This is a genomic window from Nonomuraea sp. PA05 (assembly GCF_008086045.1).
Classification (GTDB): domain Bacteria; phylum Actinomycetota; class Actinomycetes; order Streptosporangiales; family Streptosporangiaceae; genus Nonomuraea; species Nonomuraea monospora.
In genome coordinates this window covers 21,215-48,018 of record NZ_VSEY01000043.1, presented here as the reverse complement: position 1 = coordinate 48,018, position 26,804 = coordinate 21,215, and the positions used below count along the sequence as shown (strand labels likewise).

23 protein-coding genes are annotated in these 26,804 nt (G+C 71.6%); 8 read left to right on the top strand and 15 right to left on the bottom strand.

Annotated features, from left to right (window positions below; genetic code table 11):
* Positions 1-221 precede the first annotated feature (221 nt).
* The 3 genes from FXF51_RS47285 to FXF51_RS47270 form a co-directional block, all read right to left on the bottom strand.
* The gene (locus FXF51_RS47285; RefSeq protein ID WP_148441371.1) at positions 222-2,783 is read right to left on the bottom strand and encodes a glycosyl hydrolase family 18 protein; all 2,562 of its coding nucleotides are present in this window, start codon (positions 2,781-2,783) and stop codon (positions 222-224) included.
* A gap of 272 nt (positions 2,784-3,055) precedes the next feature.
* Positions 3,056-3,637, bottom strand: coding sequence for a PPOX class F420-dependent oxidoreductase (locus tag FXF51_RS47275; RefSeq protein WP_148441370.1), 582 nt, complete (start codon positions 3,635-3,637; stop codon positions 3,056-3,058).
* A 27-nt stretch (positions 3,638-3,664) separates the two neighbouring features.
* A complete protein-coding gene (locus FXF51_RS47270) occupies positions 3,665-4,063 on the bottom strand; it encodes an ester cyclase (RefSeq protein WP_148441369.1) in 399 nt (132 codons plus the stop codon).
* A gap of 37 nt (positions 4,064-4,100) precedes the next feature.
* Between FXF51_RS47270 and FXF51_RS47265 the strand changes: the two genes are divergently transcribed.
* Positions 4,101-5,312 carry an amidohydrolase gene (locus tag FXF51_RS47265; RefSeq protein WP_148441368.1) on the top strand — a complete coding sequence of 404 codons (1,212 nt, stop codon included), beginning with the start codon at positions 4,101-4,103 and terminating at the stop codon, positions 5,310-5,312.
* A gap of 59 nt (positions 5,313-5,371) precedes the next feature.
* A complete protein-coding gene (locus FXF51_RS47260; RefSeq protein WP_148441367.1) occupies positions 5,372-6,457 on the top strand; it encodes a PrsW family intramembrane metalloprotease in 1,086 nt (361 codons plus the stop codon).
* A 45-nt stretch (positions 6,458-6,502) separates the two neighbouring features.
* On the opposite strand, the gene FXF51_RS47255 is transcribed toward FXF51_RS47260, so the two are convergent.
* On the bottom strand, positions 6,503-7,843 hold the full coding sequence (locus FXF51_RS47255) for an MFS transporter (RefSeq protein WP_187414968.1): 1,341 nt from the start codon (positions 7,841-7,843) through the stop codon (positions 6,503-6,505).
* Positions 7,844-7,889: 46 nt separating this feature from the next.
* Between FXF51_RS47255 and FXF51_RS47250 the strand changes: the two genes are divergently transcribed.
* On the top strand, positions 7,890-8,411 hold the full coding sequence (locus FXF51_RS47250; protein ID WP_187414967.1) for a winged helix-turn-helix transcriptional regulator: 522 nt from the start codon (positions 7,890-7,892) through the stop codon (positions 8,409-8,411).
* Between the two features lie 38 nt (positions 8,412-8,449).
* On the top strand, positions 8,450-9,070 hold the full coding sequence (locus tag FXF51_RS47245) for a pyridoxamine 5'-phosphate oxidase family protein (RefSeq protein WP_148441364.1): 621 nt from the start codon (positions 8,450-8,452) through the stop codon (positions 9,068-9,070).
* 21 nt (positions 9,071-9,091) lie between these two features.
* Here FXF51_RS47245 and FXF51_RS61350 read toward each other — a convergent pair whose 3' ends face one another.
* From FXF51_RS61350 to FXF51_RS47235, 3 genes are all read right to left on the bottom strand, one after another.
* Positions 9,092-9,259, bottom strand: a complete 168-nt coding sequence (locus FXF51_RS61350) for a hypothetical protein (protein WP_187414966.1) — start codon at positions 9,257-9,259, stop codon at positions 9,092-9,094.
* 319 nt (positions 9,260-9,578) lie between these two features.
* Positions 9,579-10,022 (bottom strand): carboxymuconolactone decarboxylase family protein, encoded by a 444-nt coding sequence (locus FXF51_RS47240; protein ID WP_148441363.1) that lies wholly within the window; start codon positions 10,020-10,022, stop codon positions 9,579-9,581.
* Between the two features lie 99 nt (positions 10,023-10,121).
* Positions 10,122-10,571 carry a hypothetical protein gene (locus FXF51_RS47235; RefSeq protein WP_148441362.1) on the bottom strand — a complete coding sequence of 150 codons (450 nt, stop codon included), beginning with the start codon at positions 10,569-10,571 and terminating at the stop codon, positions 10,122-10,124.
* Positions 10,572-10,649: 78 nt separating this feature from the next.
* Here FXF51_RS47235 and FXF51_RS47230 point away from each other — a divergent pair, with 78 nt between their 5' ends.
* Together FXF51_RS47230 and FXF51_RS47225 are read left to right on the top strand one after the other, a co-directional pair.
* Positions 10,650-11,786 carry an MFS transporter gene (locus FXF51_RS47230; protein WP_148441361.1) on the top strand — a complete coding sequence of 379 codons (1,137 nt, stop codon included), beginning with the start codon at positions 10,650-10,652 and terminating at the stop codon, positions 11,784-11,786.
* An 82-nt stretch (positions 11,787-11,868) separates the two neighbouring features.
* Positions 11,869-12,120: a hypothetical protein gene (locus tag FXF51_RS47225; protein WP_148441360.1), complete on the top strand. Its 252-nt coding sequence runs from the start codon at positions 11,869-11,871 to the stop codon at positions 12,118-12,120.
* Here FXF51_RS47225 and FXF51_RS47220 read toward each other — a convergent pair.
* The 8 genes from FXF51_RS47220 to FXF51_RS47185 all read right to left on the bottom strand — a co-directional run bounded on the left by FXF51_RS47220 (position 12,117) and on the right by FXF51_RS47185 (position 24,305).
* Positions 12,117-13,301, bottom strand: coding sequence for a winged helix DNA-binding domain-containing protein (locus tag FXF51_RS47220; RefSeq protein WP_262380314.1), 1,185 nt, complete (start codon positions 13,299-13,301; stop codon positions 12,117-12,119). The genes FXF51_RS47225 and FXF51_RS47220 overlap by 4 nt on opposite strands.
* Positions 13,302-13,333: 32 nt before the next feature.
* On the bottom strand, positions 13,334-15,040 hold the full coding sequence (locus FXF51_RS47215) for an ABC transporter family substrate-binding protein (protein ID WP_148441359.1): 1,707 nt from the start codon (positions 15,038-15,040) through the stop codon (positions 13,334-13,336).
* 31 nt (positions 15,041-15,071) lie between these two features.
* The gene (locus FXF51_RS47210) at positions 15,072-17,156 is read right to left on the bottom strand and encodes an ABC transporter ATP-binding protein (protein ID WP_148441358.1); all 2,085 of its coding nucleotides are present in this window, start codon (positions 17,154-17,156) and stop codon (positions 15,072-15,074) included.
* Positions 17,156-18,061 (bottom strand): ABC transporter permease, encoded by a 906-nt coding sequence (locus tag FXF51_RS47205; RefSeq protein ID WP_148441357.1) that lies wholly within the window; start codon positions 18,059-18,061, stop codon positions 17,156-17,158. The genes FXF51_RS47210 and FXF51_RS47205 overlap by 1 nt, the downstream gene beginning before the upstream one ends.
* Positions 18,061-19,041: an ABC transporter permease gene (locus tag FXF51_RS47200; RefSeq protein WP_148441356.1), complete on the bottom strand. Its 981-nt coding sequence runs from the start codon at positions 19,039-19,041 to the stop codon at positions 18,061-18,063. The genes FXF51_RS47205 and FXF51_RS47200 overlap by 1 nt, the downstream gene beginning before the upstream one ends.
* 123 nt (positions 19,042-19,164) lie before the next feature.
* Positions 19,165-21,516 (bottom strand): AAA family ATPase, encoded by a 2,352-nt coding sequence (locus FXF51_RS47195; RefSeq protein ID WP_148441355.1) that lies wholly within the window; start codon positions 21,514-21,516, stop codon positions 19,165-19,167.
* 64 nt (positions 21,517-21,580) lie between these two features.
* A complete protein-coding gene (locus FXF51_RS47190; RefSeq protein ID WP_148441354.1) occupies positions 21,581-22,477 on the bottom strand; it encodes a haloalkane dehalogenase in 897 nt (298 codons plus the stop codon).
* 52 nt (positions 22,478-22,529) lie between these two features.
* A complete protein-coding gene (locus FXF51_RS47185) occupies positions 22,530-24,305 on the bottom strand; it encodes a CHAT domain-containing protein (RefSeq protein WP_148441428.1) in 1,776 nt (591 codons plus the stop codon).
* A 252-nt stretch (positions 24,306-24,557) separates the two neighbouring features.
* On the opposite strand from FXF51_RS47185, the gene FXF51_RS47180 reads away from it, so the two are divergent.
* The gene (locus tag FXF51_RS47180) at positions 24,558-26,087 is read left to right on the top strand and encodes an MFS transporter (protein ID WP_148441353.1); all 1,530 of its coding nucleotides are present in this window, start codon (positions 24,558-24,560) and stop codon (positions 26,085-26,087) included.
* Positions 26,088-26,122: 35 nt separating this feature from the next.
* On the top strand, positions 26,123-26,785 hold the full coding sequence (locus FXF51_RS47175; protein ID WP_187414965.1) for a DoxX family protein: 663 nt from the start codon (positions 26,123-26,125) through the stop codon (positions 26,783-26,785).
* The last annotated feature ends 19 nt before the right edge of the window (positions 26,786-26,804 follow it).

The following is a 26,804-nucleotide window of genomic DNA, read 5'->3' as shown; positions in this document are numbered from 1 at the left end:
TGGGGAGAGACAACGACTCGACGGTGACAACAGCGCGTGACTTGAAGTTGAGAGCAGAGTAACGCGGCGGGGCCGGGCGGGTGAGCATTCGACACACGAAGGTGCGCGGGGGAGGGCTTTTGATGGTCATTCGGCACGGTATTAGGAGGGATGTCGCCGGGGTCGTTGCGCCGTGGCGGGGCGCTCGCAGGCGCGCCCGCCACGGCGCAGAAGGCTCCCGGCTACCGCAGGCCCGCGTCGAGCGCGCTGGTCAGAGTGCCGGAATCGCCGGACATCTCCCAGACCATCGCCCCGAGCAGCCCCTTACTCCGCAACCAGGCCGTCTTCTTCCCGATCGACCAGGCGTCGTCGAACGTCCACCACTGCCCACCGTCCCCGGTGAAGCAGTAGGTGGCCACCGCCTGCTCGTCGTGCCTGGCCGTGCACCCCGGCACCATGGCCAGCAGGTTCGTGTAGCCGCGGGTGCCTGCCTCCTCCTGGAACTGGCCGGGTGCGGCCCCGCCGGCCTGTTGCCATTCGCCGTACCGTCCGCCGTCGGCCACCCGCTGCCACCCGCGCCCGTAGTAGGCCAGGCCGATAGTGATCTTGCGGGGGTGGACGCCTGCCTGGAGGTAGACGTCCACGGCACGCTCGACGCTGAAGTCCGGGTCGTACGGGCTGTCGGTGTCGAGGTGGAGGTTGCCCTGGTGGCCGGTGCGGTTCGGCTCCCAGGAGTTGTCGCTGCCTGCGCCGTGGAAGTCGTACCCCTGGACATTAAAGATGTCCAGATATTTCGTGACCTGTGGGAGGTCCCAGCCGGCGGCGATCTTGGCTGGGTCGGCCGGTGTGAACGCCGTGAGCTGGTACCGCTTGCCCGTCGTGACGGTCAGCGCGTCGAGCTGGCGGCGGAACTCGGCGATCAGCAGCGTGTTGTTCGCCTTGTCGGCCGGGCTGACGTGGTTGCCCGGATGCCCCTCGGCGCCCGGCCACTCCCAGTCCAGGTCGATGCCGTCGAAGACGCCCGCCGCCGTGCCGGGGCCGCCCGCGCCGTTGTAGGCGGGCAGGTTCCCCTTGAGGTAGATGTCGATGCACGACGCCACGAACTTCTTGCGCGCCGCGTCCGTGGCCGCCACGTCGGAGAAGTACTTCGAGTACGTCCAGCCGCCCAGCGAGATGAGCACCTTCAGGTGCGGGTGCTTGGCCTTGAGCTTCCTGAGCTGGTTGAAGTTGCCGCGCAGCTTCTCCCAGCCGGTGTCGGCCACGCCGTCCACCGACTGCGCCGCGCTGAACGGCCGCCCATAGTCGGCCTCGGCGTCGCCCGCGCCGTCGCCCTGGTTCGGGTCCTGCGGGTTGGTGGTGGTTCCCTTCGTGACGCCCTGGAGACAGGTGAGGTTCTGCGGGTCGATGTTGGCGAACGCGTAGTTGATGTGGGTCAGCTTGGCGGCGGCGCCGGTGGTGTCGAGGTTCCGGACGAAGTACTGGCGGCCGTAGATGCCCCATTGCACGAAATATCCGACGCGGGCGTAGCCGGTCTCGACGATGTCCGCCGTGGTGACCTGCACCGCCGCGCCGGCGGGGGAGAGGTTGTCGTACAGGTCACGGGCCCGCACGGTGAACGAGTACGCGGTCGAGGGCGAGAGCCCTGAGACGGTCGCCGTGGTGCCGGTGACGGTCGTCGCCACAGAAGGGCCGAGATAGACGTCGTAGCCGGCGATGCCGGAGTTGTCGGAGGAGGCCGTCCAGGCCAGCGTGACGGTGGACGACGTCCGCGCGGTGCTGCGCAGCTCGCCAGGCGCCGTGGGCGGCTGCGTGTCGTCGGCCGGGTCACGGGTGGTGACCGCCAGCGGTGCGGACGCCGGCGACAGCGTGCCCTTGCGGTCTCTGGCCTTGACGGTGAACGTGTACGCGGTCGAGGGCGACAGCCCTGGGACGGTCGCCGTGGTGCCGGTGACGGAGGCGGCCACCGAGGAGCCGCTGTAGACCTCGTACCCGGTGATCGGCAGGCTGCCGGGCGTGGCGGCGTCCCAGGCCAGCGTCACGGTCTTGGTGGTCCTGGCGGGGGAGCGCAGGTTCGCCGGCGCGCCCGGCGGGGCGTCGGGGCTGCCGTCGCAGTTGACGTCGTTGATCCGGCAGCTCACCGGCTCGGCGCCCGCCGTGCTGACGGTGAAGGACGGGCTGTACGGCTCGGTGGTGGCGCCCGCGTTCACGATGGTGTTGTAGTGGGCGGGCGTCAGCGTCACCGTACGGCCGCTCTGGCTCAGCGTGGCGTGCTGGGCGTTGCTCGCGCTCACCCCGGCGGGCAGGTCGAACACGATCGTCCAGCCGTTGAGCGGGGCCGTGCCGTTGTTGGCCACCACGAACCTGGCGGCGGTCCCCGCCACGTCGTAGGCGGCGGTGACGGGCGGCTTGGCGGGCGGGTCGCCGCCGCTGCCGTCGCAGTTCGCGCCGTCGATGAGGCAGCTCACGGGCTGGACGGGGGAGCTGAGGGTGACCTTGGGGCTGTACGGCTCGGTGGTCCTGCCCGGTTGGAGGGTGGCGATGTAGTAGGCGGGAGTGAGGGTCACCTTGGTGCCGCTCTGCCTGATGGTGGCGTTCTGCGGGGTGGAGGCGGTGACTCCGGGGGGTAGCTCGAAGACGATCGACCAGCCGGTCACGGCGGTCGTGCCCGGGTTGCTCACCACGAACGTGCCGGTGGTGCCGGACAGCGAGAACGTGGCGATGAGGCGGCCTGCGGCCTGGGCGGGGAGGGTGCTCAGGGCCGTGATCAGGAGGACGGCGATCAGGGGGATGGCTAATCGGCGCACGTCGGAGACCTTTCATTAAAGAAAGTTTCCTAACAATTAGCCGGATCGTAAGCCCACCTCGCAGCGCTGACAAGGGCCCGGGTCAACCGGCGGACAGCGCGGCCCGGGCGGTGGCCGGCGGGCGGCGCGGCCCGGCCACCCCGGCGGGCGGCGCGGCCCGGCCACCCCGGCGGGCGGCGCGGCCGGGGTGGCGGCTGCCGGGCGGCGCGGCGGGGTGGCGGCTGCAGGGCAGTGCGGGCTGGGTGGCGGTTGGCGGGCGGGGCGGGCCGGAGTCAGCCGATGGGCAGTGCGGTTCCGTGCAGGTGTGACACCCTGAGCCGGATCACCAGCCGCCGGTCCGCCACCATCCGCCGCAGGAACGCCTGCTCACCCGCCGCCTCCCCGAACGGCTGCCGCATGGCCAGCAGCTCCAGCCCCACCTCGTCGCCCGGCTCGGCGGTGACCGGAGACAACTCCGCCTCGCCCTCCGCCACCGCGAACTCCGCGAAGTCGTCGCTGGCCACGTACAGCGAACAGCGTGAATCCTGCTGGAGCCGGCGCACCGTGAGCCGGTCGGCGACTGCCGAGATCCGGGCCACGCGCTGCCGCGCGTCCCAGGCGTACAGGACGGTGGAGAGCTGGGGCCGGCCGTCGGCCTGGATGGTGGCCAGCGCGCCGAAGCGCTGCCCGGCCAGCAGGTCGGAGAGTTCGCTGTCCCCGAGCTCCTGGAACTCCCGCAGATCGGCGAGTTCCTCGTAACCCCGCGGACCGGAGAGCTCGCCGTCCCCCGGTTCCTGGTAACCCCGCGGGTCCGACAGCTCCTCGTCGCTCCGCGACAGAGGATCCGGCCCCCCGAGACCGTAGTTCTCCGCCATGCACCAGCCCTCATAAATCGGGAAATGTCACCCTATACCGAGCTGCTGGTTGAGCGACTGGGCATCCGAGATCACCCAGTACTCGGCGAACCTCCCCTCGCGCGCCCGCAGGATGTCGTGACCGCTGAACGCGATCCTGGTGCCTTCCGCCGCCGTCACCCCGGGCATCCCGCCCCGGTACGTCCCCGCGAACGTCCACCTGGCCGACACCAGGTCCCCGTCCGCGATCGGCCCCACGTCCAGCGTCACCTTGACGCCGGTGAACGGCGCGTGCCCCTGCCGCAGCGCCTCGATCAGCCCGCCGGGCCCCGACACCTCCATGCCGGGCCAGTGGCCGGCGAAGTCGGGGGTGACCAGCTCGTACGCCAGGTCGAAGTCGCCGTTCCAGAGCTCGAGCAGCCATCGTCGGTAGAGATCTGAGATCATCCAGCCCCACTACCCGCCCACCGGTAGGTTACAAGCCATGAATCTTGCGATTACCAGCGGATATGTCGTGCCCGTCGACGGAGACCCCATCGACGGCGGCACCGTGCTCATCCAGGACGGGAAGATCGCCGCGGTCGGCCGGGACGTGGCCGTGCCGGAGGGCACCCCGGTCGTGGACGCCGCGGGCGCCTGGGTGCTGCCCGGCTTCGTGGAGGCGCACGGCCATCTCGGCGTGCACGAGGAGGCCGAGGGGTGGGCCGGCCAGGACACCAACGAGATGACCGACCCGAACGGCGCCAGGCTGCGCGCGCTGGACGCCATCAACCCGGCTGACCTGGCGTTCGGCGACGCGTTGTCCGGCGGGGTCACCACCGCGGTGATCAAGCCCGGCTCCGGCAACCCGATCGGCGGCCAGACCGTCGCGATCAAGTGCTGGGGCCGATCGGTGGACGAGATGCTGGTCAAGCAGCCGGTGAGCGTCAAGAGCGCGCTCGGCGAGAACCCCAAGCGGGTGTACGGCGACCAGAAGAAGCTGCCCTCCACCAGGCAGGGCGTGGCCGCGGTGATCCGCGACGCGCTGATGAAGGCGCAGGACTACAAGGCCAGGAAGGCCGCCGCCGAGCAGGAGGGCGAGCCGTTCGACCGTGACGGCACGCTGGAGACGCTGGTCCGCGTGCTGGACCGCGAGCTGCCCTGGTGTCAGCACACCCACAGGGCCGACGACATCGCCACCGCGCTGCGGCTGGCCGACGAGTTCGGCTACCGCCTGGTGATCAACCACGGCACCGAGGGGCACCTGCTGGCCGACGTCCTGGCCGAGCGGAACGTGCCGGTCATCATCGGCCCGCTGCTCGGCAGCCGGTCGAAGGTCGAGCTGCGGCAACGCTCGCTGCGCAACCCCGGCATCCTGGACAGGGCGGGCGTGGAGGTGGCGATCACCACCGACCATCCCGTGGTGCCGATCCACTTCCTGGTGCACTCGGCCACGTTCGCCGTCAAGGAGGGCCTCGACCCGGCCGCCGCGCTGCGCTCGATCACCGTCAACCCCGCCCGGATCATGGGGCTGGACGACCGGGTGGGCTCGCTGCGGCCGGGCCTCGACGGCGATGTGGTCATCTGGTCCGGTGATCCACTGGACATCATGAGCCGGGCGTTGAAAGTGTTCATCAACGGCCGTGAGGTGTACTCATACACCGACGGTGAGCCCGTCGTGGCCGATCCGTACTTCCGCGAATCAAGTGGCCTTTAAGCGCCTGTAGATGCGTGGCGCGCATAGTGGGCGAAGCCAACGGGAAGAGAGGCATCACCATGACTGCTCCCCCGCTCGTCCAGCGCCCCAGCAAGGCCCTGCTGATCGGCCTGGTCGTCTCCGGAGTCATCGCGCTGACCGTGCTGGTCGTCATGCTGCTCTCCGGTGGCGTCATCGGGTTCGGCCTGTCGGCGTTGCTGGCTGTGGCGCCCCTGCCGGTGCTGCTCGCGGCCGTGCTCTCGCTCGACAGGCTCGAACCCGAGCCGAAACTGAACCTCGCCTTCGCCTTCGCCTGGGGTGCGGGGGTGGCCATTGTGGCGGGCATCGCGCTGACCCTCGCCGGCCAGCAGTTGTTCGTCAGGGCCGGTTACACCTCCGCCGCTGTCGAGAGCATCGGCACCGTCGTGCTCGCCCCGCTGGTGGAGGAGGCGCTCAAGGGCTCCGCCCTGCTGCTGCTCCTGCGCCGGCGGGCCGAGATCGACGGGCTGACCGACGGCATCGTGTACGCGTCCATGGCCGGCCTGGGCTTCGCCGCCGTGGAGAACGTCGGCTACTACCTGCTGGCGTTCGGCGAGGACGGGGCAGGGGCGGCCGTCCAGCTCTTTGTGCTGCGCGGGCTGATCGACCCGCTCGGCCATCCCATCTACACCTCCATGATCGGCCTGGGCGTCGCGTTCGCGCTCACCAGCCGCAGCCAGGCCAGGTACGCCGCGATCCCGCTCGGTTACGTGGCCGCCGTCTTCCTGCACGGCCTCTGGAACGGCGCCGCCACCACCGGCTCGCTCGAGTGGCTGGGTGCCGCCTACCTGGTGATCATGGCGGCGCTGGTGCTGCTCATCGTCGTGACCGTGGTCGAGCGGCGTCAGCTCATCCACAGGATGGCGTACTACCTGCCCGCGTACGGGCAGACCGGGCTGGTGAGCGAGGCCGACGTACGGATGCTGACCACGCTGTCCGCCCGCAAGTCGGCCCGCAAGTGGGCCAGGGGAGCGGGGCTGGGGCGGGCGATGAGCGACTACCAGCAGGCGGCGACGGAGCTGACCATGCTGCACCTGCGCAACGAGCGGCAGGGGGTGGAGCCGCGCAGGTTCGCCATGGAACGCGACGCGCTCCTCGGCGCGATGGCCCGCGCCCGCCGCTGGTAGGCGCATCCAGGGGCGCGCCCGCCGCGACTGCCACGGCCAGGAGCTTCAGGAACGGACCAGCAGCGCGGCCAGCGCCATGACGCCCGTCAGCACCACGCACCCCGCCACCGCCACCAGGGCCCCCTGCCCTGGCCCGAGGCTCCCGACGACGGCCGCCACCCCGGCGGCCCCCAGCGACGAGCCGACGTACCGCGCCGTGTTGTTCGCCCCCGACCCCATGCTCACCCGATGCGCGGGCACGCTCTCGATCGCCAGATGCGTGATCGATGAGTTGATCAACCCGGACCCGACCCCGCTGACGGCCAGCCCGGCGACGACCAGCGGCAGCGACAGCGAGTACCCCACCCCCAGCAGCCCGGCGAAGCCGAGCGCGCTCAGCCCCAGCCCCAGCGCCAGCCGCGCGGCGGCGCGCAGCGGCACGAGCCCGCCCGCCAGCGACGCCACGAACGACAGCCCCGACCAGACGCAGAACAGCAGCGCCGTGTCCAGCGGCGTCAACCCGTGTGCCACCTGCAACACGCTCGGCAGGTAGCTGAGCAGCCCCACCACCGCGGCCCCCACGACCAGTGCCCCGCCGGTCGCCACCAGGAACACCGGCCGCCTGAACAGCTCCAGGTCCAGCAACGGCTCGGCACGCCGCCGCTCGACGGCCACGAACGCCACCACCAGCACCACGGCCAGCGCGAACGCCACCACCACGACCGGCCGCCCCCACCCGGCCCGCCCTTCGGTCACCCCGGCCACCAGCGCCGCCACGCCGAGGCTGAGCAGCACCACCCCGGGCACGTCGAACCTGCGCGGCGCCTGCGAGCGTGACTCCTCCAGCGTCCGCGCCGACGCGACCGCCAGCGCCAGCGCCCCGGCCGCCATCAGCCAGTACGCCGCCCGCCAGCTCGCCACCGCGGCCAGCGCCCCGGACAGCAGCGGCCCCACGGCGGTGCCCAGCCCGATCATGGCCCCGTAGCGCGCGGTGGCCCGCACCCGCTCGCTGCCCGACGGGTAGGCGTGCCCGACGATGCCCAGGCTGGCGGCCAGCATGGCGGCCCCCGCCGCGCCCTGCACCAGCCTGGCCAGCACGAACACCGGCACGTTCGGGCTGAGCGCGCCGACGACCTCGGCGGCGGCCATCGCGGACGTGCCCGCCACCAGCACCCGCCTGCGCCCGTAATCGTCGGCGAGCCCGCCGGCCACGAGCAGCAGCGAGGCCAGCCCGAGCGCGATGGAGCCGAGGATCCACACCGGCCCCGTCGGCCCGGCTCCCAGTGACGCGGCGGTCTGCGGCAGCGTCGCCATCGGCAGCGTGAAGTTGGTCAGGACGAGCAGCGGCACCGCGGTGGTCACGGCGAGCGTCCCTGGCCGCACCGTCGGTTCAGTGATTGAACTCATGGCGCGCACACTAACACGGTTCGGTGAATGAACTAACATGGACGCCATGGCACTCGGCAAGAACTACGACGGCCAGAACTGCGCGCTGGCCAGCGCGCTGGAGGTGGTCGGCGAGCGCTGGACGCTGCTGATCGTCCGCGACGCCCTGTACGGGGTGCGCCGCTTCGGCGACTTCCAGGCCCACCTGGACATCCCGAAGGCGGTGCTGTCGCAGCGGCTGACCACGCTCACCGAGGCCGGAATCCTGGAGCGCCGCCGTTACCAGGAGGCGCCGCCCCGCGACGAGTACGTGCTGACCTCCGCCGGCCACGAGCTCTGGCTGCCCGTCCTGGCGCTGGCGCAGTGGAGCGAGCGGCACCTCGCCACGTACGGTCCCCGCCGCCTGTTCCACCACATGAGCTGCGGCGGCCGGCTGGAGCCCACGTCGTACTGCCCGACCTGCGGCGGCGTGGTGAAGCTGGAGGAAGTGGAGATGCGTCCCGGCCCCGGCCTCGCCGGCGACACGCGGCAGGACCAGGTCAGTCTCGCCCTTCGGACGCCACACCGGATGCTCGACCCGATTCCCTGACAAAATCGGGTGTAACCCCTCGAAGGGAGATTCAACACATGAGCTGGGCCGAGATCGGGTCGGAAGCCGAGCTGCGGGAGCTGCTCGGCGAAGTCATGCCGAGGGCGGCGACCAAGGAGCGGCAGCGCCTGCACGAGCGCGACCGCGAGTGGCTGGCGGCCTCGCCGTTCTGCCTCATCGCCACCTCGGACGACGAGGGCAACTGCGACGTCTCGCCCAAGGGCGACCCCGCCGGTTTCGTGCACGTCATCGACGACACGACGATCGCGATCCCGGACCGCCCGGGGAACCGCAGGGCGGACGGGTTCCTCAATATCCTGAAAAATCCGCACGTGGGGGTGCTCTTCTTGATCCCCCGGCGGAACGAGACCCTGCGGATCAACGGCCGGGCCAGGCTCGTCCGCGAGGCCCCGTTCTTCGACGAGCTGATCGTCAAGGGCCACCGCCCGCACCTCGCGCTGGTCGTCGAGATCGAGCAGATCTTCTTCCACTGCGCCAAGTCGTTCCTGCGCTCGTCCCTGTGGAAGCCCGACGCCTGGGCGGCCGACACGCTGCCGACGCACGCCAGGCTGGTCAAGGAGGTGCAGACGGTCGAGGAGAGCCTCGAACAACTGGAAAGTTACTACGGCGAGGCCTACGCCAAGCGCCTGTACGGCTGACGCCCTCGCCCGCTCCGGCCCTCAGGCGGCCGGAGTGGGCCCGCCGGGAAAGCGGATGACGTTCTTGCCGGTGTAGGCGTGCAGATCGATCACCTTCGGATCGGCGGGGGGCCTGCGGCGGCCGATCGACCGGATGTCGCGGATCTTGTGCCGCGCGACGGGTGGCGGCACCGCCACAAGCCTGTTCATCGTGAGCCCCCCGTGATGGATCTGTTACCTATGTTATCTACCGATACCCCCGTAAGTTCGGTGTAAGGAGCACGTCAGTAGGGAAGCCTGCGGCCGGCCGGTGTCCGGAGGTCCAGCTCCGTGGCCCGGGTGCGCCGCTTGGGCGCCTGCTTGGCGATCCTGACGCGTTTCATGGTCTCCCCCTTCCGAAGCGCGCCCCGCTCTCCTCGTCCCGAAGGTCGCGGCACGACGGGCGATCGCCGCCCGCCATGCACGCCAACCTAGCCGGGGCCGGCCCGCCCGCTCCATGCATTTCTGCCGGGTGCGCCGGTGCCGCCGGTCACTGACCGGGCGTGGTACGTGCGATAACGTTCATCCGGTTCCACGCGTTGATCATGGCGAGGGCCACGATGAGGAGACCGAGCTGCTTTTCGTTGTAGTGCTCGGCCGCCTGCTGCCACACCGCGTCGGGCACGGCCTCGCGGTCGGCCAGCCGGCACGCCTCCTCGGTCAGCGCGAGCGCGGCCCGCTCCTCGGGCGTGAACACGGTGGCATCGCGCCACGCCGCCACCATCCAGAGCCGCTCGTCGCTCTCGCCGGCCTTCTTCATGTCGCGGCTGTGCATGTCCACGCAGTAGCCGCAGCCGTTGATCTGGCTGGCGCGCAGCTTGACCAGCTCCAGCGTGGGGGTGGGCAGCTCGCTCTCGTGCAGCAGCTTCTCCACGGCCAGGAAGTGGTGGAAGGCCTGGGGCACCTGCTGGGCGACATTGATGCGCTGGGTCATGAGAACCTCCAAGGTTTCGTCGTACGCCACCAGGACGGGACAGCCCGCCCCGATGTGACATCTACGGCGAAGAAACCTTCAGCGCACCCCTACCCCCGATCAGCCGTCGCAGTTGCCCCAGCTCTTGCGGCCGCCCCACGCCGTGACGCGGTTGTCGGGGTCGCGGGTCCAGCCCTCGTACTTCACGCACTTCCAGGCGCCGTCGATGTGCCCGGTCTCGGCGTAGTACTTGTAACGCTGCGCGTCCTCGCTCCGGCCGCCGCCCTTGACCTCCAGGTAGGCGCCGGTGACCGTGCGCGTGCCGGTGTAGGCGGTCTTGATCGCGGCGACGCAGTTCTTGCCGCTGCGCTTGTTGTACATCAGGTAGACGTGCCCGAAAACGGCTCCGCCGCGCGTGCGCATCGCGCGGTGGCCGTCCTTGACCCGGTGGAAGCCCTTGCCGCAGACGCGCTCGGGGGAGTAGGCGGCCGTGGCGGCGTACGCGGAGGAGGGGACGGCGGCGATGCCGGCGGCGACGAGACTCGCCGCGATGACCGAACGGATGAGCACGAGCTGTCCTTCGAACGGGTATATGGGCAAAGCTGATCTTTACTGTGTATTGACCGAAATTTCAAGGAGATCCGGTAAATGCCACTGATCGCGGTCTGTGCGGCGTGGGCCGTGTTCTGGGGGTCGTGGTCGGCCCTGCTGCCCGCCATCAAGGGCGAGCTCGGCCTCACGGCCGGCGATCTCGGGCTGGCGCTCAGCGCCGTGCCGGTGGGCGCCCTGCCCGCGATGGCGCTGGCCGGACGCCTGGCCAGAGGACGCGAGCGCACCGCGCTGGCCACCACCATGATCCTGTTCGCGCTCGCCGTGGCCGCCATCGGGCTGGCCGGCACCGCCTGGCAGCTCGCGCTCGCCCTCCTGCTGGTCGGCGCCACCAGCGGCGCCCTCGACATCGCGCTCAACCTGGCCACCGGACGCGCCGAGCGCGAGACCGGCCGCCGCCTCTTCCAGCCGGTGCACGCCGCCTTCCCCGTGGCGGTCATCGCCGCCGCGCCGCTCACCGGCCTGGCCCGCTCGTACGGGCTCGGCGTCGCCACCGTGCTCGTGATCATCGCCCTGATCGTGGCGGCCACGTCGCTCACCCTCCCGACACTGCCCCAGGGGCGCGGCCCGCAGGAGAAGAGCACCGGCGACGGGCGGCGGCTGTGGGGCGCGGCCGTCGTGCTGGGCGTGCTGGCCGCCTGCGTCTTGATCATCGAGAACTCCGTGGAGCAGTGGTCCGTCCTGCTGCTGGAGGAGCACCGGGGCGCCACGCCGCTGGTCGCCAGCGCCGCGCCCTCGGTCTACATGGCGGCACTCACGGCGGGGCGGCTGGCCGTGCAGGCGCTGCCCAGGGTGCCGCTCAAGGTGCTGTACGTGGTGGCGGGGGCCGGTGGCGGCGCCGGGATCGCCCTGGCGGGGCTCGGCGGCTCGCTCTTCCGGCTCGGCGGGGAAGCGACGGCCGGGTTCGGCGGGGGAGTGGTGGTGTCGCTGGCCGGATTCGGGCTCACCGGGCTGGCGCTCGGGCCACTGGTGCCCGCCCTGCTCAGCCGGGCCGCCGCCGACGACCCCAGCGGCACGATGGTGTGGGGCGTGTCCACGATCTCGTACACGGGGTTCGTGGTGAGCCCGCTTCTGGTGGCAGGGCTGAGCGGGTGGCTCGGCCTGCCCGCAGCCCTGGCCGCCCTCGGCCTGCTGGGCCTGCCGCTCCTCGCACGGGCCGCCATCCAACGCCGGTGAGCCGGAATATGGCGCTCTCTTGGGGAAAAGAGACCACGGAACCGGGTATCCCCCCGGCGGATCGACTGCAAAGGGGATCACCATGGCTGTCTGCGAGACCTGCGGCAACGACTACGACATGGCGTTCGAGGTGCACGCGCAGGGAGCGGTGCACACCTTCGACTGCTTCCAGTGCGCGATCGAGGCGATGGCGCCCATCTGCGAGCACTGCGGCACCAAGGTCATCGGGCACGGCGTGCAGTCGGGCGAGCACTGGTACTGCTGCGCCCACTGCGCGCGTGAGGAGGGCACCAAGGGCCTGGTCGACCGGGTCATGGCCGGCACCACGGCCTAGGCGCCGGACCAGGAGGCCTGCCGTCCCTCGGCGCTGAGCGCGTCGAGCAGACCGCGCATGCGCGCGATCGCCTCGTCCAGCGGCGCACGGGGCACGGGGGCGGCGAGATCGGTGACGATGTCGCCGCCCTTGGCCTCCCACACCCCGGCGACCCGCCCTTCGTGCACGACCACCGGGGAGATCCACCCGGCCTGCCTGCTCACCCTGGGCTTGAGCTCCGGCGGCAGCAGCGGCGCCAGGTTGCGTGGCGCGCCCAGGATGTACTGGTCGAACCCGGGCAGCAGGTGCACCGCCTGCGAGGGCTCGGTGGCCGCCAGGTCGTCGAGGTGCGACGTCAGCGCCGGCAGTGTGGCGCCGTCGTCGGTCTCCACCTCGGTCAGCTCGGGCGCCAGCTCGCGGAACCAGCCCTTCAGCACCGCCTTGGGCGCCGTCCCGCCGAACAGCCACGCGTCGAACATCTGCGGCGTGGCCGGGCCGTGCGCGCCCAGGAAGGCCCGCACCAGGCGCACCCCGGCCTCCTCCTGCGGCGGCAGCGCGCCGGGCCAGCCCGGCACCCAGGCGCGCGGCGTGGTGAAGGTCACCTTGCCCGTGCGTGGCGGCCCGTAGCACAGCTCGCCCAGCCGGCTCAGCGGCTTGAGCAACGCGCCCCACCCCGAGCCGAGCGCCTCCCGCAGATGCGCGTCCCCGGTCCGCGCCACCACGGCATCGACCAGCTCCTCCCTGGTCAGCCCCGGCTCACCGAGAGCGGCCTGCGCACCGGACGCTGCCGACTCGCCGGGCGCGGCCCGCTCATTGAGCACGGCCGGGACCGCGGCCATGATCGCCGCGATCTCCCCGGCCGTGACCCCCTGGCCACGCAGCCACGCCCCCTTCTCCCAGAAGCGCAGCGTGCTCAGCGCCGAGCAGTAGTCCGCGAGCTGATCCCCCGGCACCAGATGCAGCGTCCCACCCCGCATGAGCCACGTCTTGACGAGCGTGCGATCCCCCCACAACGCCCGGTCGATCTCCGAGGCGTCCGGCCGCGCGCTCCTGACCGCCACGGCGAGCCGCGCGGACGAGGCGACCTGCGCCTGCACCCCGCACAGCCGCCGCGCGACCTCCACCGCACCGCCGCCGTCGGCCGCGCTCACGAACTGCCGGCTCAACCGCCAGGCGAGGATCTGGGCCCATGTCACTTTCACACGGACATGTCTACCTGCGATAGCGGACAGGTTCAGTCCGTGAAGCCGATGTCCTGGTACCGCAGGTCGTCGAAGCCGCGCGCCCCGATGTTCGCCAGCTCCTGCCGCACCGCCACGAGCTGGGGCCGCTGGTAGAGGGGCAGCACGTTGACCTCCTCCCAGATGAGCCGGTCGGCCGCGTTCGTGGCGGCGCGGGCGCGTACGGGGTCGAGGCTCTGCGCGGCCCTGCTCATGGCCTCGTCGATGGCCGCCGACCCGGTACGCCCGAAGTTGGCGTTCCAGTTCTGCCCGTTGGCGGCGTTGGCGTAGATGCCGTAGCTGCTGGAGACGGGGAACGGCGTGCCGATGTAGGCGAACGGCGTGAGGTCGAAGTTGCCGGGGATGACGTACTTGGTGAAGAAGTCGTCGCTGGGCACGGCCTTGATCGTGACCTTCACGCCGATCTGGGCGAGCATGGTCTGCACCAGCTCGCCCTCCGCCTTGCTGGTCTGCACCCCGGACGGCACCACGAAGCGCAGGTCCAGGGGCTTGCCGTCCTTCTGCCTGACCGTCCCGTTCAGCTTCCACCCGGCGGCGTCCAGCAGTTGCCTGGCCTTCTCCGGGTTGTAGGCGCCGAGCGGTCCTGCGTTGTCCTGGTAGCCCTCCTGGGTGTTCATGAAGAAGTGGTTGTTCAGCAGCGCGATCGGCCAGTCCAGCCCTTGCAGGTCCGACTGGGCGATGGCCTGGCGGTTGATGCCGAGCTGGACGGCCTGGCGGACGTTGCGGTCCTTCAGCAGCTCGCCGGAGCCGTTGAAGGTGAGGTGCCGGAAGTCGGGGCCGGCCGCCTGGCGCACCTGGGCGCCCGTGGTGGCCTTGGCGCGCGCGTAGTTGGGCGCGGAGGTGCCGACGTCGATGATGTCCAGCTCGCCGTTGTTGAACGCGCCGATCAGCGAGTCCTGCTCGGACGCCCGATAGATGATCTTGTCCAGTTTGGCCCGGTCGCCCCACCACGTGTCGTCCCGCACGATGGTGATGGTCTTGGCCGTCTGGTCGAACCCGCCGAACTTGAACGGCCCCGCCGTCACCGGGATCTGGTTCACCCAGGCGTTGTTGAACGTCTGCGCGCTGTGGTTGGTGGCCGCCGGCAGCAGCGGCCCGAACAGCGCCTGCCAGTCGCCGAACGGCTTGCGGAACGTCACCACCACCTCGTGGTCGTCCTTGCCCCGCGCCACCTTCTCGATGTCCTGGTAACCGGTGGAGGAGACGATGTGGAAGGCCGGGTCGCGCCCGCTGAGCGCCTGCCACTGCGCCTGGTAGTCGGCCCAGGTGATCGGCTTGCCGTCGGACCACTTGGCCTTCGGGTTCAGCCGGTACGTCACCACCTGCTTCGGCCGCTGCTCGGTGACCTTGGCGTCGAGCACATAGTCGGCGTCGACCGAGATCTCCGCCTTCTCGTCGGAGGTGAACGGCGAGGGCAGCAGCGCGTTGCTGATCACGGCGGCCATCGCGAGGTTGCCGTCGACGTGGTTGCGGTTCCACTGGCTGGGGAACTCGTTGATGCCCCAGCGCAGCGTGCCGCCGTCCTTGACCTTGTCGCGCGGCTGCGGGTTGACGTCGGAAGCCTTGATCGTCCGCTCGTCCCCCGCGCTGTCCTGGCTCCCCGGGACGCCGCCCTGGCCTGAGCCGCAGCCCGCGAGCAGCAGCGGGAGCGCTGCGGTGACGGCCATGGCCGCGGCCACGACACGACGTGATGAGTTCATCGCGCGAAATTCCTCCTGGATCGAGCGAGGTCTATACGACTTCGCGTCTCTCTGCGTAGTGGCAGGCCGCACCGTGGTCCTCGCCCACCGGCCGCACCTCGGGCTCGACGCCGACGCAGAGCTGACGCTCCTCGTCGGTGAGCTCCGCGCGGAACTTGGGGCACCTGGTGCGGAATCGACAGCCCGTCGGAGGGTTGGCCGGGCTGGGCAGGTCGCCTTCGAGCAGGATCCGCTCGCGGGCACGCTCGCGTACCGGGTCGGGCAGCGGGATCGCCGAGAGCAGCGCCTGGGTGTACGGATGGGACGGGTTGTCGTAGACCGCGTCCACCTGGCCGAGCTCGGCGATCCTGCCGAGGTACATCACCGCCACCCGGTCGGCGATGGAGCGCACCACGGCCAGGTCGTGCGCCACGAACAGGTAGGACAGGCCGAGCCTGGTCCTGAGCGAGTCGAGCAGGTTGATCACGCCGGCCTGGATCGACACGTCGAGCGCGGAGACCGGCTCGTCGAGCACGAGCAGCCGGGGCTCCAGCGCCAGCGCCCTGGCGATGCCGATGCGCTGCCGCTGCCCGCCCGAGAAGTCCTGCGGGTAGCGGGCGGCGTGGGCGGGATCGAGGCCGACCAGGGCGAGCAGCTCCCGCACCCGCCGCCCCACGGCCCCCGCGCCGCCACCCGCCTGACCGCGCGCGCCGCCGCCCGCACCGTCTCTGGACGTGCCCCACCCGTGCGTACGCAGCGGCTCGGCCAGGATGTCGTGCACGGTCATGCGCGGGTCGAGCGAGGCCAGCGGATCCTGGAAGACGACCTGCATGTCGCGCCTGATCTCGACGCGCTCGCCCCGCCCCAGCTTGGCGGTGTCGTGGCCGAGCACCACGATACGGCCGTCCTGGGGCGCGGCCAGCTCCAGGATCTGCGTCAGCGTGGTCGTCTTGCCGCTGCCCGACTCGCCGACCAGCCCCAGCGTCTCGCCCTGCCGGATGTCGAAGCTGACCCCTGCCACCGCGTGCACGGTGCCGATCCGGCGCTTGAACACCGCCCCCTTGAGCAGCGGATAGTCCTTGACCAGGCGCTGCACCTCCAGCACGGTGCGCTCGCCGCGCACGCGCAGCCGCCCGCCGTCGGACGGTGCCGCGTGCCGGCCGGGCCCGCGCGGGTGCACCTCCTGCCACCGGATGCACGCCGCCCGGTGATCCTGGCCGACCTCGAACAGCGGCGGCTCCGCCTCCTCGCACTCGGCGATCCGCATCGGGCAGCGCGGCGCGAACGGGCAGCCGGGCGGCAGCGCGCCCGGCGACGGCGGGTTGCCCTCGATGGGCGTCAGCGGCTGCCGGCCGCGCCGGTCCACACGCGGGACAGAGGCGAGCAGGCCCGCGGTGTACGGCATCCGCGTGCGGTAGTAGATGTCGTCCACGCCGCCCACCTCGACGGGCCGGCCGGCGTACATGACCAGCACCCGGTCGGCGAACCCGGCCACCACCCCCAGATCGTGGGTGATCATGACGATGGCCGCGCCGGTCTTGGCCTGCGCCCGCTTGAGCACCTCCAGCACCTGCGCCTGGATGGTGACGTCGAGGGCCGTGGTCGGCTCGTCGCAGATGATCACGTCGGGGTCGTTGGCGATGGCCATCGCGATCACCACGCGCTGGCGCATGCCGCCGGAGAACTCGTGCGGGAAGGCCAGCGCCCGCTCCGCCGGGCGCGGGATGCCCACCAGCTCCAGCAGCTCGATCGCCTTGACCAGGGCCGTCTCCCTGCCGACCCGCTGGTGCACGCGCACCGCCTCGGCGATCTGGTCGCCCACCCGGTAGACCGGGGTGAGCGCGGACAGCGGGTCCTGGAAGACCATCGACACGGCCTTGCCGCGGAAGGAGTTCAGTGCCCGCTCGGGGGCGCCGATCAGCTCCCTGCCGTGCAGGCGTACCGAGCCGGAGACGCGCGCCCCCGGCGGCAGCAGGCCCATCACGGCGGCCGAGGTGACCGACTTGCCGGAGCCCGACTCGCCCACGATGCCGAGCACCTCGCCCCGGCGTACCGCGTAGCTCACCCCGCGCACGGCGCGCACGTCGCCGAACGACACGTTGAGGTCGCTGACCTCCAGCACCGGCTCGTCGTCCATCACGGCCTTCCGGAGGAGGGGTCGAACGCGTCACGCAGCGCGTCGCCGACGAGGTTGACCGCCAGCACGGTGATCACCAGCAGCCCGGCCACGAACCAGAACGTCCACGGCGCGTAGACCGCGGTCCTGGAGCCGTCGGCGATGAGCGTGCCGAACGACACGTCGGGCGGCTGGATGCCGAAGCCGAAGTACGACAGCGACGTCTCGGTGAGGATGGCGCTGCTGACGTTGAGAGTGGCGTCCACGATGAGCAGCGACGACAGGTTGGGGATCACGTGGCGGAAGATGATCCGCACCGGTGGCACGCCCATGTAGCGGGCGGCCTGGACGAACTCGCGCTCCTTCACCGAGATGGCCATCCCGCGCACGATCTTCGAGGTCACCATCCACAGGAACAGCGCCAGCATGACCACGAACAGCGGCCACTGCCCTGACCCGAACAGCGGCGACAGGATCGCCAGGATCAGGAACGCGGGCAGCACCAGCAGCAGGTCGGTCACCCAGCTCAGCACCCGGTCGGTCCACCCCAGGAAGTAGCCGGCGAACGCCCCCACGACGGCCGCCAGAGCCGTCGAGACCAGCGCCGCGAGCAGCCCCACGACCAGCGACTTCTGCATGCCGCGCAACGTCACGGCGAACACGTCGGAGCCCGTTTGGAGCGTTCCGAACCAGTGCCGCGCCGACGGCGGCTGCATGAACGCGGTGAAGTCCTTGTCGGTGTACGTCCACGGGCTGAACAGCGGCCCCACGAAGGCCAGCAGGAACATCAGCGCCAGCACCGCGAACCCGATCAGCCCCTGGGTGGAGCGGAAGAACCGCCCGGCGACCATCCGCATCCTGGACGGCGCCCTGGTCAGCACGCCGTCGGCGAGCTCCTCCGCCTGCTCCTCCTCCGACAGCGTCATCAGGCCCGCACCCTCGGGTCGAGCGCCGCGTGCAGCAGGTCGGCGGCCAGCGCGGCGCACAGCACGGAGACGGCGGCCAGCAGGGAGATGGCGGCGACGGTGTTGACGTCGTTGCTGAAGATCGAGTTGATCAGCTGCTCGCCCAGCCCGTGCCAGCCGAAGATCTTCTCGGTGAACGTGGCCCCCGTCAGCAGCGCGCCGAACGTGAACGCGAAGTAGGTCACCACCGGGATCATCGCGGTGCGCAGCGCGTGCCTGGTCAGCGCCTTGCGCCTGCTCAGCCCCTTGGCCCTGGCCGTGCGGACGAAGTCGGCGCCGAGCACGTCCAGCATCATGTTGCGCTGGTAGCGGCTGAAGACGGCGATCAGCCCCACCGACAGCGAGACCGTCGGCAGGACGAGGTGCTGCAGCCGGTCGACCACCTGGTTCCAGAAGCCCTCGACGTCGGTGCTGTACTCGCCGCTGACCAGCAGCACCTGCCGGCCGAACACCTGCTGGTTGGCCCACGCCGCGACCAGGATCAGCATGTTGGCCAGCACGACCACCGGCACCGCCAGCACCAGGAACGACAGCCCGGTCGAGAGCCGGTCGAACCACCCGTACTGGCGGACCGCGGCCAGCGCGCCCACCAGCACGCCGAGCAGGCTGCCGCACACCAGCCCCAGGATGACCAGCCGGAACGTGACGCCCATGCGGCGCTTGACGTCCTCGTTGACCGGCGCGCCCGCGATCGTCTTGCCGAGGTCGCCGCGCAGCACGCCGCTCGCCCAGACGGCGTAGCGCTGCAGCAGCGGCGTCTTGTCGTTGAGATTCAGTGCGGCGAGCTGCGCGTCCACCACGGCGGGCGGCGGTTTCGGGGTGCGGTCGGCGTAGTTGGAGCGCGGGTCGAGGGCCATGGCCGCGAGCAGGTAGGCGAGGCTGGCGGCCACGATCACGAGCACGGCGTAGTTGAGCAGCCTGCGGGCCAGGAACCCCGCCATCGCTCCCCCTCCTGCGCGCGCGACACGCACGACCGAGCCACTGGACGTGGCTTATCGTAGTCATATTGCTACACCATGCGAGCATCGCGCCGCACGAAAGCCGTGAAGAAGCCGCGAAAAGGGTCAGCGGCCGGAGAGCTCGTCCACGGCGGTGCGGACGTCCTCGCTGGTGATGGTGGTCAGGTCGGCCGCGCTGGCGGAGCCGCCGCGTGAGGCGTGGGCGGCCAGCCGCACGTCACGCCGCATGGCCGCGCGCTCGAACAGCGACCTGGCGAAGCGGCCGTTGCCCAGCCCGTCGATCAGCCGGTCCTCGCACACCCAGGTGAACACCTCGTCGAGCCGCTGCAGCGCCTCGTCGTCGAAGTTGTCGCCCGACTTCTCCGCCAGCAGCACCGCGATCTGCGACAGCTCGCGCGGCGAGTAGCTGGGGAAGGCCACCCGCTGGTTGAACCGGCTGGCCAGGCCGGGGTTGGTCGACAGGAACACGTCCATCTCGCGCTCGTAGCCCGCCAGCACGACGACGAGCCGGTCGCGGTCGTCCTCGGCCCGCTTGAGTAGCGTCTGCACCGCTTCCGCGCCGAACGCGTCGCCGCCCTGGTAGCCGGGGTTGACCAGGCTGTAGGCCTCGTCGATGAACAGCACGCCGCCCAGCGCCCTGTCGACCAGCTCGTTCGTCTTGATCGCGGTGGCGCCGAGGTGCTGGCCGACCAGGTCGGCCCGGTGCGCCTCGACCACGTCGGGCCTGGCCAGCAGGCCGAGTGCGGCGAAGACGCGGCCCAGCACCCGGGCGACCGTGGTCTTGCCGGTGCCGGGCGGGCCGACGAAGACGAAGTGCCGCATCTGCTGCGGCGTGGGCAGCCCGCGCTCCTGGCGCATCCTGGCCACCTGGAGCTGCGCCGCGATCGCGTGCACCTGGCGCTTGACCGGGGCCAGCCCGGCCATCCTGTCGAGGTCGGCCAGCGCCTCCTCCAGCGTGGGCGTGGCCACGTAGCCGCGGAAGCGGGCGGTCAGCTCCTCGAACGCCTTGGTCACGTCGGGCGTGGTCGTGGTGACGAGGTCCTGCGTGGTCGGCGTGCCGCCGGCGCCCACCACGCGGACGTCGCGGGCCTGCGCGGCGGCCTCCACCAGGCTGCGCGCGAACCGGGCGTTGCCCAGCTCGTCGACCAGGCCGCGGCGGTGCACGTCGTCGTAGAGGCCGAGCAGCACCCGCTTGGTGGCGTCGTCCATCTGGTCGCCCCTGCGCCGCTGCAGCAGCTCGGTGACCTCGACCAGCTCGGCGGGGGAGTAGCCGGGAAAGCGCACCCGCGTGGCGAACCTGCTGGCCAGCCCCGGGTTGCTGGTGAGGAACGAGCCCATCTCCTGCTCGTAGCCCGCCAGGATGATGATGAGCCGCTCGCGGTCGTCCTCGGCCCGTTTGAGCAGCGTCTGCACGGCCTCGGCGCCGAACCGGTCGGGCTGCCCGTCGGCGGAGTTGATCAGCCCGTACGCCTCGTCGATGAACAGCACGCCACCCAGCGCCCTGTCGACCAGCTCGTTCGTCTTGATGGCGGTCGCGCCGAGGAACTCGCCCACCAGGTCGGCCCGCTGCGCCTCGACCACGTAGGGCGTCTCCAGCAGGCCGAACGCGTAGAAGATCTTGGCCAGCGCGCGGGCCACGCTGGTCTTGCCGGTGCCGGGCGGGCCGACGAACACGAAGTGCCTGGTGGGCCGCTCGGCCGTGTAGCCGGCCTCGGCGCGCAGCCGCGACGCCTCGATGGAGGCGGCGATCGAGCGCACCTGTTCCTTGACCGGAGCGAGCCCGATCATGCTCTCCAGCTCGGCGAGCGCCTCCTCCACCGAGATCTGCGGCGGCGCGCCCGACTTGTCGTGCGGCACCTCGGGCCTGCCCTCGCGGACCCGGACGCGCACCTGTTGCTCCGCCGCGGCGACGCTCGCCGCACGGACCTTCCTGGCCAGCATGAACCGGTAGCCGAGAACGGCCACGGCGGCGGCGAACGCCACCCAGACGGCCACGGCGTCGGAGACGGGCGACAGCGCGGCGGCGAGCACCCCGGCGGGGACGAGCGCCAGCAGCGTGCTCACCCACGGCGTCACCCAGCGGATGAGGTGGGCGGCCCCGGCCACGGGCAGCCCGAGGAAGACCATCATGTGCAGGGTGAGGGCGCCCTCGGGGAACAGCCGCCCGAAGACCTGCACCGCCAGCGCCATCCAGCCCGCCACCACCAGCGCGGTGGCCGCGGCCCTCGGATAGCGCATGGTCAGCGCGACGAACGCGAGCAGCAGCAGCACCAGGGGGAAGGTCTTGAGCAGGTCCCATCCGAGTGCGGCGCCGACGCCCATGGTGACCACGAGCACGACCACGTAGAGCACCCGGCGCACGGCGGGGGGAATCTGGAAATAACGCAGCCGAACCTTTTCGAACAGATCCCGCGCCGCGGCCCGCCCCGCGGCCTGGGCCCTGTCGGACTCCCGCATCACGCCTCCCCGGTCCGCCCCCGGTTATACCGCACCGGGCCGACTATTGGGCGGTCCTGACACGCTAGGTGGAGGTCACGAAAAGGGCTATCTGACGGCCGAGTTCGGGCCCCGCGTCCTCTTGCAGGAAGTGCCCGGCATCCTTGATCACAGGATGTCGCAGGCCAGCAGTGCCGCGCAGCGATTTGCGCAATATGGGTGCCATGCCCCCCGTGATCGGGTCACTGTCGGAGAACGCCACCAGGAACGGCCTGTCAAGTGTGGTGAGGATCTGCCAGGCAGCGCGGTTGGCGGGCGCGGCGGGGTCGTCCGGCGCGATCGGCACCAGCCCGGGCATCGCGCGCGGCCCCGCCTTGTACGACTCGTCGGGGAACGGCGCGTCGTAGGCCGCCAGCACCTCCTTGGGCAGCTCGCTCCGGCAGCCCGCCTGGACCAGCCGGGCGACGTCCAGCACGGGGGCCTTGAGCACCGCGTTCCTGAAGCGGTGCCAGACCTCGGGCATAGGAATGTCACCCGTCGGCAAGCCCGTGTTCGCGGCCACGATCCTGGCCACCCGTTTCGGGTGCTCGGCCGCCACCCGCAGCCCGATCAGGCCGCCCCAGTCCTGGCCGACCACGGTCATGCCGGTCAGGCCCAGCGCGTCCAGCAGGAGGGCGCGCGTCCACTCCACGTGCCTGGCGTAGGTGTGGTCGGCCAGGTCGGCCGGTTTGTCGGAGCGGCCGAAACCGATCAGGTCCACGGCTATGGCGCGCAGGCCGGCTGTGGCCAGTTCCGGCATGACGTGGCGGTAGAGGAAGGACCAGCTCGGCTCGCCGTGGAGGAGCACGACCGGTTCGCCGTCGGCGGGGCCGGTCTCGACGTAGGCCATCCTCAGGCCGTCGCCTACCTCGGCGTAGTGGGGGGTGTAGGGGAAGCCGGGCAGGTCGGTGAAGTGATCGTCCGGCGTGCGCAGGATTCGCATAGAACAACGTTCTACCCCGGCACGGCCCCACACGCCACCGCCCCCGGGTCGGCTAGCGGCGCTGGTGGCGGCCGGGGAACTCGCCGACCAGCACCTGCTTGGGCGTCACCCGCAGCACGTCGGAGTCGGCCCTGGCGATCCCGCGCACCTCGACCCAGAACCGCCGCTGCAGCGGATCCGTCGCGAACACCGCCACCCTGGGATCCTCCTCGATCGCATCCCAGGCCGCCGTCTCGGCGATCAGCCGCAGCTCGCCCGAGGAGGTGACGGACGCCACCGCGCCGGCGACCCGGGGCCCGAGCGAGTCGCCGTACGACAGGACGATGCTGCGCGCGTACGAGAAGGTCTGGCGCACCTCGGAGTTCAGCGCGACCGACGGCCCCGCGCCCACCGGCAGGTCGCACATGAGCAGCGAGGACCGCCACGGCCCCGGCCCGCCCCGCCACCAGGCCTGCAGCCCACGCAACGCGAGCACCACCGCCGCCGCGGCGAGCGCCCCGAGCCCGATCCGCCAGGCCCACGCCGCCACCGCCGCACCACCGGCCGCCCCCACCAGCCCGCCCGCCGCGCAGGCCACGGCCGCCGGGACGACCAGCCAGATCGCGGTGGCCAGCCACGGATCCACCTGGTGACGGGCCCCGCGCCGGGCGCGCAGGTAGCCGCGCACCATCGGGTACGGCACCGCCACCGCCGCCACAGCAGCCCCCGGCTCCACCACGAGGGCCACCGCGACCAGCGTCACCAGCACCGACCAGGTCCGGCCGAGCACGATCCAGAGCATCACCCCGGCGTTGCGCCTGGCGGTCCGCTCGTCCGGCCGGGCGGGCTCGGTCGCGGCCAGCGCCCGCAGCGGGTGCCCGCGCCACGACTCGGCCAGCACGCGCACGGCGGCCAGCGCGGGCCAGCCCAGCACGAGGATGCCCGCCAGCCCGGCCCAGACGGGGTCGAGCAGGGACGGCAGCACCCGTACGGCGCCGAGGAGCAGCCACGTCCCGAACCCCGCCACTGACAGGACGGCCGACACCACCGACACCCCGAGCCAGGGGTCCCGGCCGAACATGGCCCCCACGTACGGCCAGGCGCCGACCCGCCGCGCCTGCCGCACGGTGAGCGGGACCAGCAGCAGGAGCACGGCGCAGCCGCCGAGCCGCGCCTCGGCGCCCCGGTCGAGGAGGAGCGCGCAGGCGGCGATGCCGAGGGTGGCCACGGCGAGCAGGAGGCGCACCTGGCGGGACCAGACCTCCAGCGCGCGCCTGGCCCGGCCGGTCTCGCGGGGGTCGAGCGGCCAGGCGGGGTCGTGGTGCGGGCGGGGCCGGTCCCAGCGCAGCAGCGCGAGGCCGAGGTTGACGCGGGTCTGCGGATCGGTGGGGTCGATGGCGAGTGCGGCCTGGTAGGAACGTTCCGCCCTGGCGTGCTCGCCGCGCAGCAGCGCAAGGTCGCCCAGCATGACCTCGGGCGCGGGCTCCTCGGGGGCGAACTTCCTGGCCAGTTCGGCCTGCTCGACGGCCTGCGCCCAGCGGCCTGGCACGCGGCGCAGCACCGCGGCCAGGCGCAGCCGGGCCTGCCAGGAGCCGCGGGCCAGCTCCACGGCCCGTTCTGCGGCGGGCACGGCCTCGGCCTCGCGGCCCAGCCTTTCGTGCGCGAGGCTGATGAGCCGGTGCGCCCATTCGGAGCCGGGGTCCAGGCCGGCGGCGCGGCGGGCGGCGTCCAGCGCGGATTCGGGGCGGCCCGCGCTCAGCCTGGCGAGAGCCTCTTCGCACCATTCACGGGAGGACCGGTCGGGATGGTTGCCTTTGGTGCCACTTTCATCGGTCCCCACGCGTCCCATGATCGGCGGGCGGGCCATTGTTGGATAGATACCGACATATGGCTGTATCTCTCTAGAGAGGTGTGCGGTGACCGTGGATCGGCCGATACCGCTATCACAACCCCCCGGCATGGCCTAAGCTGCCACGCAAGCCGGGAGCGCCGGAACCAGGCCGCGGAGCTCGAAAGGAGCGCAGGGCGAGCCGTGGTCCCGCCGCCGCCGACCACCAGCACGTGCGGGCCCTGTGAACCGGATCGGCCTGCGAGGAGGCCCATGACCGTCACACAGGCCGCATCCTTCGTACGCACCGCCGACCGGAACCCCCAGGACCATCGCTGGTCCATTCTCGTGCTGCTCTGCCTGAGCCTGCTGCTGATCACGGTCGACGCCACCGTCCTGCACATCGCGGTGCCCGCGCTCACGGCCGCGCTCGAACCCTCCGCGGTGCAACTGCTGTGGATCATCGACGTCTACTCGCTGGTGGTCGCGCCGCTGCTGATCATGTTCGGCACGCTCGGCGACAAGTACGGCCGCAAGCGGCTGGTCCTGTGGGGTTTCGTGCTGTTCGGCCTGGCCTCGGCCGCCGCCGCGTTCGCCCCGACCCCGCTGACCCTGATCCTGGCCAGGGCCCTGCTCGGCGTCGGCGGCGCGATGATCATGCCGGCCACGCTCTCGCTGATCCGCCAGGTGTTCACCGACCGGCGCGAGCGCGCCATCGCCCTGGGCGTCTGGAGCGCCGTCGCGGCGGCGGGCGCCGCCGTCGGGCCGCTCATCGGCGGCGTGCTCGTCGGCTTCTGGTGGGGTGCGGTCTTCCTCATCAACGTGCCGATCCTGCTGGTGCTGCTGCCCGCCGCGATCCGCCTGCTGCCCGAGTCGGGCGAGCGCCGCGACAGGCCATGGGACGCGGTCAGCGCCGTCCTGTCGGTGGCCGGCATCCTGGCTCTGGCGTTCGGGCTCAAGGAGGCGGGCTCGGGCAGCCTGATGCCGTTCTGGGCGTCGGCCGCGGTGTTCCTGGCCGGGCTGGCGCTGCTGGTGGCGTTCGTCCGGCGGCAGACCCGGCTGCCCGCGCCGTTCCTGGAGATCGGCCTGTTCAGGCGGCGGGAGTTCACCACCGGCGTCGTCGGCGTGCTGCTCGGCGTGTTCGCGCTGGTGGGCCTGCAGCTCATGCTCGCCCAGTACCTGCAGCTCGTCCTGGGCGACAGCCCCGTGCGCGCGGCGTTGCGGATGCTGCCCCTGGTCCTGTCGGCCATCATCGGCGGCCTCGCCGCCGCGCACATCCTGCCCAGGGCCGGCATGCGGGCCACCATGAGCGGCGGCCTGGCCCTTGTGGCGCTGGCCCTGACCCCCACGCTGACCTGGGGCGTCGAGGGGCATCCCGTGATGCTGGCGGTCTGCTTCGTGGGCATCGGGTTCGGCGTGCAGGTGGCGCTGCTGGCCGCGTCCGACACGATCATGGCCGCCTCGCCCGAGTCGCAGGCGGGCGGCGCGGCGGCCATCGAGGAGACCGCGTACGAGCTGGGAGCCGGCCTGGGCGTGGCCGTGCTCGGCACGATCACCACGATCGTGTACGCCCCCGGCCTGCCGTCCGTGCCCGGCGTGCCGGAGGGCGGCATGGACAAGGCCAGGCAGTCGCTGGCCGCCGCCGCGCACGTCGCGGACGAGGTAGGCGGGTCGGCCGGCGGCGCGCTGCTCGACGCCGCCCGATGGGCCTTCGTCAACGCCCTGCACACGACCGTGGTCGTGAGCGTCGTCCTGCTCAGCCTGACCGCCGTGGTGGTGGCCATGCTGCTCAGCCGTGATTGAGGTGTGCCATGTCCCGATTAGGGCAGACAACTACCGTGAAACAGGTCCTCCGTGATGTCGCCGCATTAGTCGCCCGCCTCGGGGTGGGCGGTATCTTCTTCGCCAACGGGTGGACCAAGCTGGAAGACGGGCTGAAGATCACCGGGGCCAAGTTCGCGGAGCAGGGCGCCCCCGCGCCCGGCGCCTGGGCCACGGTCACCATGCTCGCCGAGCTCATCGGCGGCGCGCTGCTCATCGCCGGCCTCGCCGTCTCGACGACGGGGCTGATCCTCTTCGCCGAGGCGCTCGCGGTCTTCCTGGTCGCCCCGCCGCTCAACCCCATCACCATGAACGAGCTCATCCTGCTCGGCGCCGCCTCACTCCTGCTCGCCGTGGTCGGCGCGGGACGCATCTCGGTGGATCACATGGTCGTGATCCGGCGGAGGGAATCGGAGGCGGCGAGCGAGTTCGCCGCCGACACCGAGGCCGACCAGGTCATCGCCTCGCTCAGGGAGCCGGACAAACCCGCGGAGCCCAAGCCCGAGCCGGAGATCTCCCCCACCGAGGACACGGCGCCGCACCCGCGGCCCAGGACACAGGCCCCCGAGCCCAAGCAGGCCGAGGAGCCCGCCCCCGCTCCCGGCGACACGCTGGTGGCGGGCAGGAAGAAGCCGCAGGCCCGTACGCGCCGCACCGCGACCAGCACGGAGACCGACTAGCACGGATCGGGGCGAATCC

Excerpts from the sequence above, each read along its gene's own strand:
- FXF51_RS47275 (WP_148441370.1), bottom strand. The coding sequence starts at position 3,637 with ATGGCGGAGAACTACGGTCTCGGGGGGCCGGATCCTCTGTCGCGGAGC.
- FXF51_RS47270 (WP_148441369.1), bottom strand. The coding sequence starts at position 4,063 with ATGATCTCAGATCTCTACCGACGATGGCTGCTCGAGCTCTGGAACGGC.
- FXF51_RS47265 (WP_148441368.1), top strand. The coding sequence starts at position 4,101 with ATGAATCTTGCGATTACCAGCGGATATGTCGTGCCCGTCGACGGAGAC.
- FXF51_RS47260 (WP_148441367.1), top strand. The coding sequence starts at position 5,372 with ATGACTGCTCCCCCGCTCGTCCAGCGCCCCAGCAAGGCCCTGCTGATC.
- FXF51_RS47255 (WP_187414968.1), bottom strand. The coding sequence starts at position 7,843 with ATGAGTTCAATCACTGAACCGACGGTGCGGCCAGGGACGCTCGCCGTG.
- FXF51_RS47250 (WP_187414967.1), top strand. The coding sequence starts at position 7,890 with ATGGCACTCGGCAAGAACTACGACGGCCAGAACTGCGCGCTGGCCAGC.
- FXF51_RS47245 (WP_148441364.1), top strand. The coding sequence starts at position 8,450 with ATGAGCTGGGCCGAGATCGGGTCGGAAGCCGAGCTGCGGGAGCTGCTC.
- FXF51_RS61350 (WP_187414966.1), bottom strand. The coding sequence starts at position 9,259 with ATGAACAGGCTTGTGGCGGTGCCGCCACCCGTCGCGCGGCACAAGATC.
- FXF51_RS47240 (WP_148441363.1), bottom strand. The coding sequence starts at position 10,022 with ATGACCCAGCGCATCAATGTCGCCCAGCAGGTGCCCCAGGCCTTCCAC.
- FXF51_RS47230 (WP_148441361.1), top strand. The coding sequence starts at position 10,650 with ATGCCACTGATCGCGGTCTGTGCGGCGTGGGCCGTGTTCTGGGGGTCG.
- FXF51_RS47225 (WP_148441360.1), top strand. The coding sequence starts at position 11,869 with ATGGCTGTCTGCGAGACCTGCGGCAACGACTACGACATGGCGTTCGAG.
- FXF51_RS47215 (WP_148441359.1), bottom strand. The coding sequence starts at position 15,040 with ATGAACTCATCACGTCGTGTCGTGGCCGCGGCCATGGCCGTCACCGCA.
- FXF51_RS47210 (WP_148441358.1), bottom strand. The coding sequence starts at position 17,156 with ATGGACGACGAGCCGGTGCTGGAGGTCAGCGACCTCAACGTGTCGTTC.
- FXF51_RS47205 (WP_148441357.1), bottom strand. The coding sequence starts at position 18,061 with ATGACGCTGTCGGAGGAGGAGCAGGCGGAGGAGCTCGCCGACGGCGTG.
- FXF51_RS47200 (WP_148441356.1), bottom strand. The coding sequence starts at position 19,041 with ATGGCGGGGTTCCTGGCCCGCAGGCTGCTCAACTACGCCGTGCTCGTG.
- FXF51_RS47195 (WP_148441355.1), bottom strand. The coding sequence starts at position 21,516 with ATGCGGGAGTCCGACAGGGCCCAGGCCGCGGGGCGGGCCGCGGCGCGG.
- FXF51_RS47190 (WP_148441354.1), bottom strand. The coding sequence starts at position 22,477 with ATGCGAATCCTGCGCACGCCGGACGATCACTTCACCGACCTGCCCGGC.
- FXF51_RS47185 (WP_148441428.1), bottom strand. The coding sequence starts at position 24,305 with ATGGGACGCGTGGGGACCGATGAAAGTGGCACCAAAGGCAACCATCCC.
- FXF51_RS47180 (WP_148441353.1), top strand. The coding sequence starts at position 24,558 with ATGACCGTCACACAGGCCGCATCCTTCGTACGCACCGCCGACCGGAAC.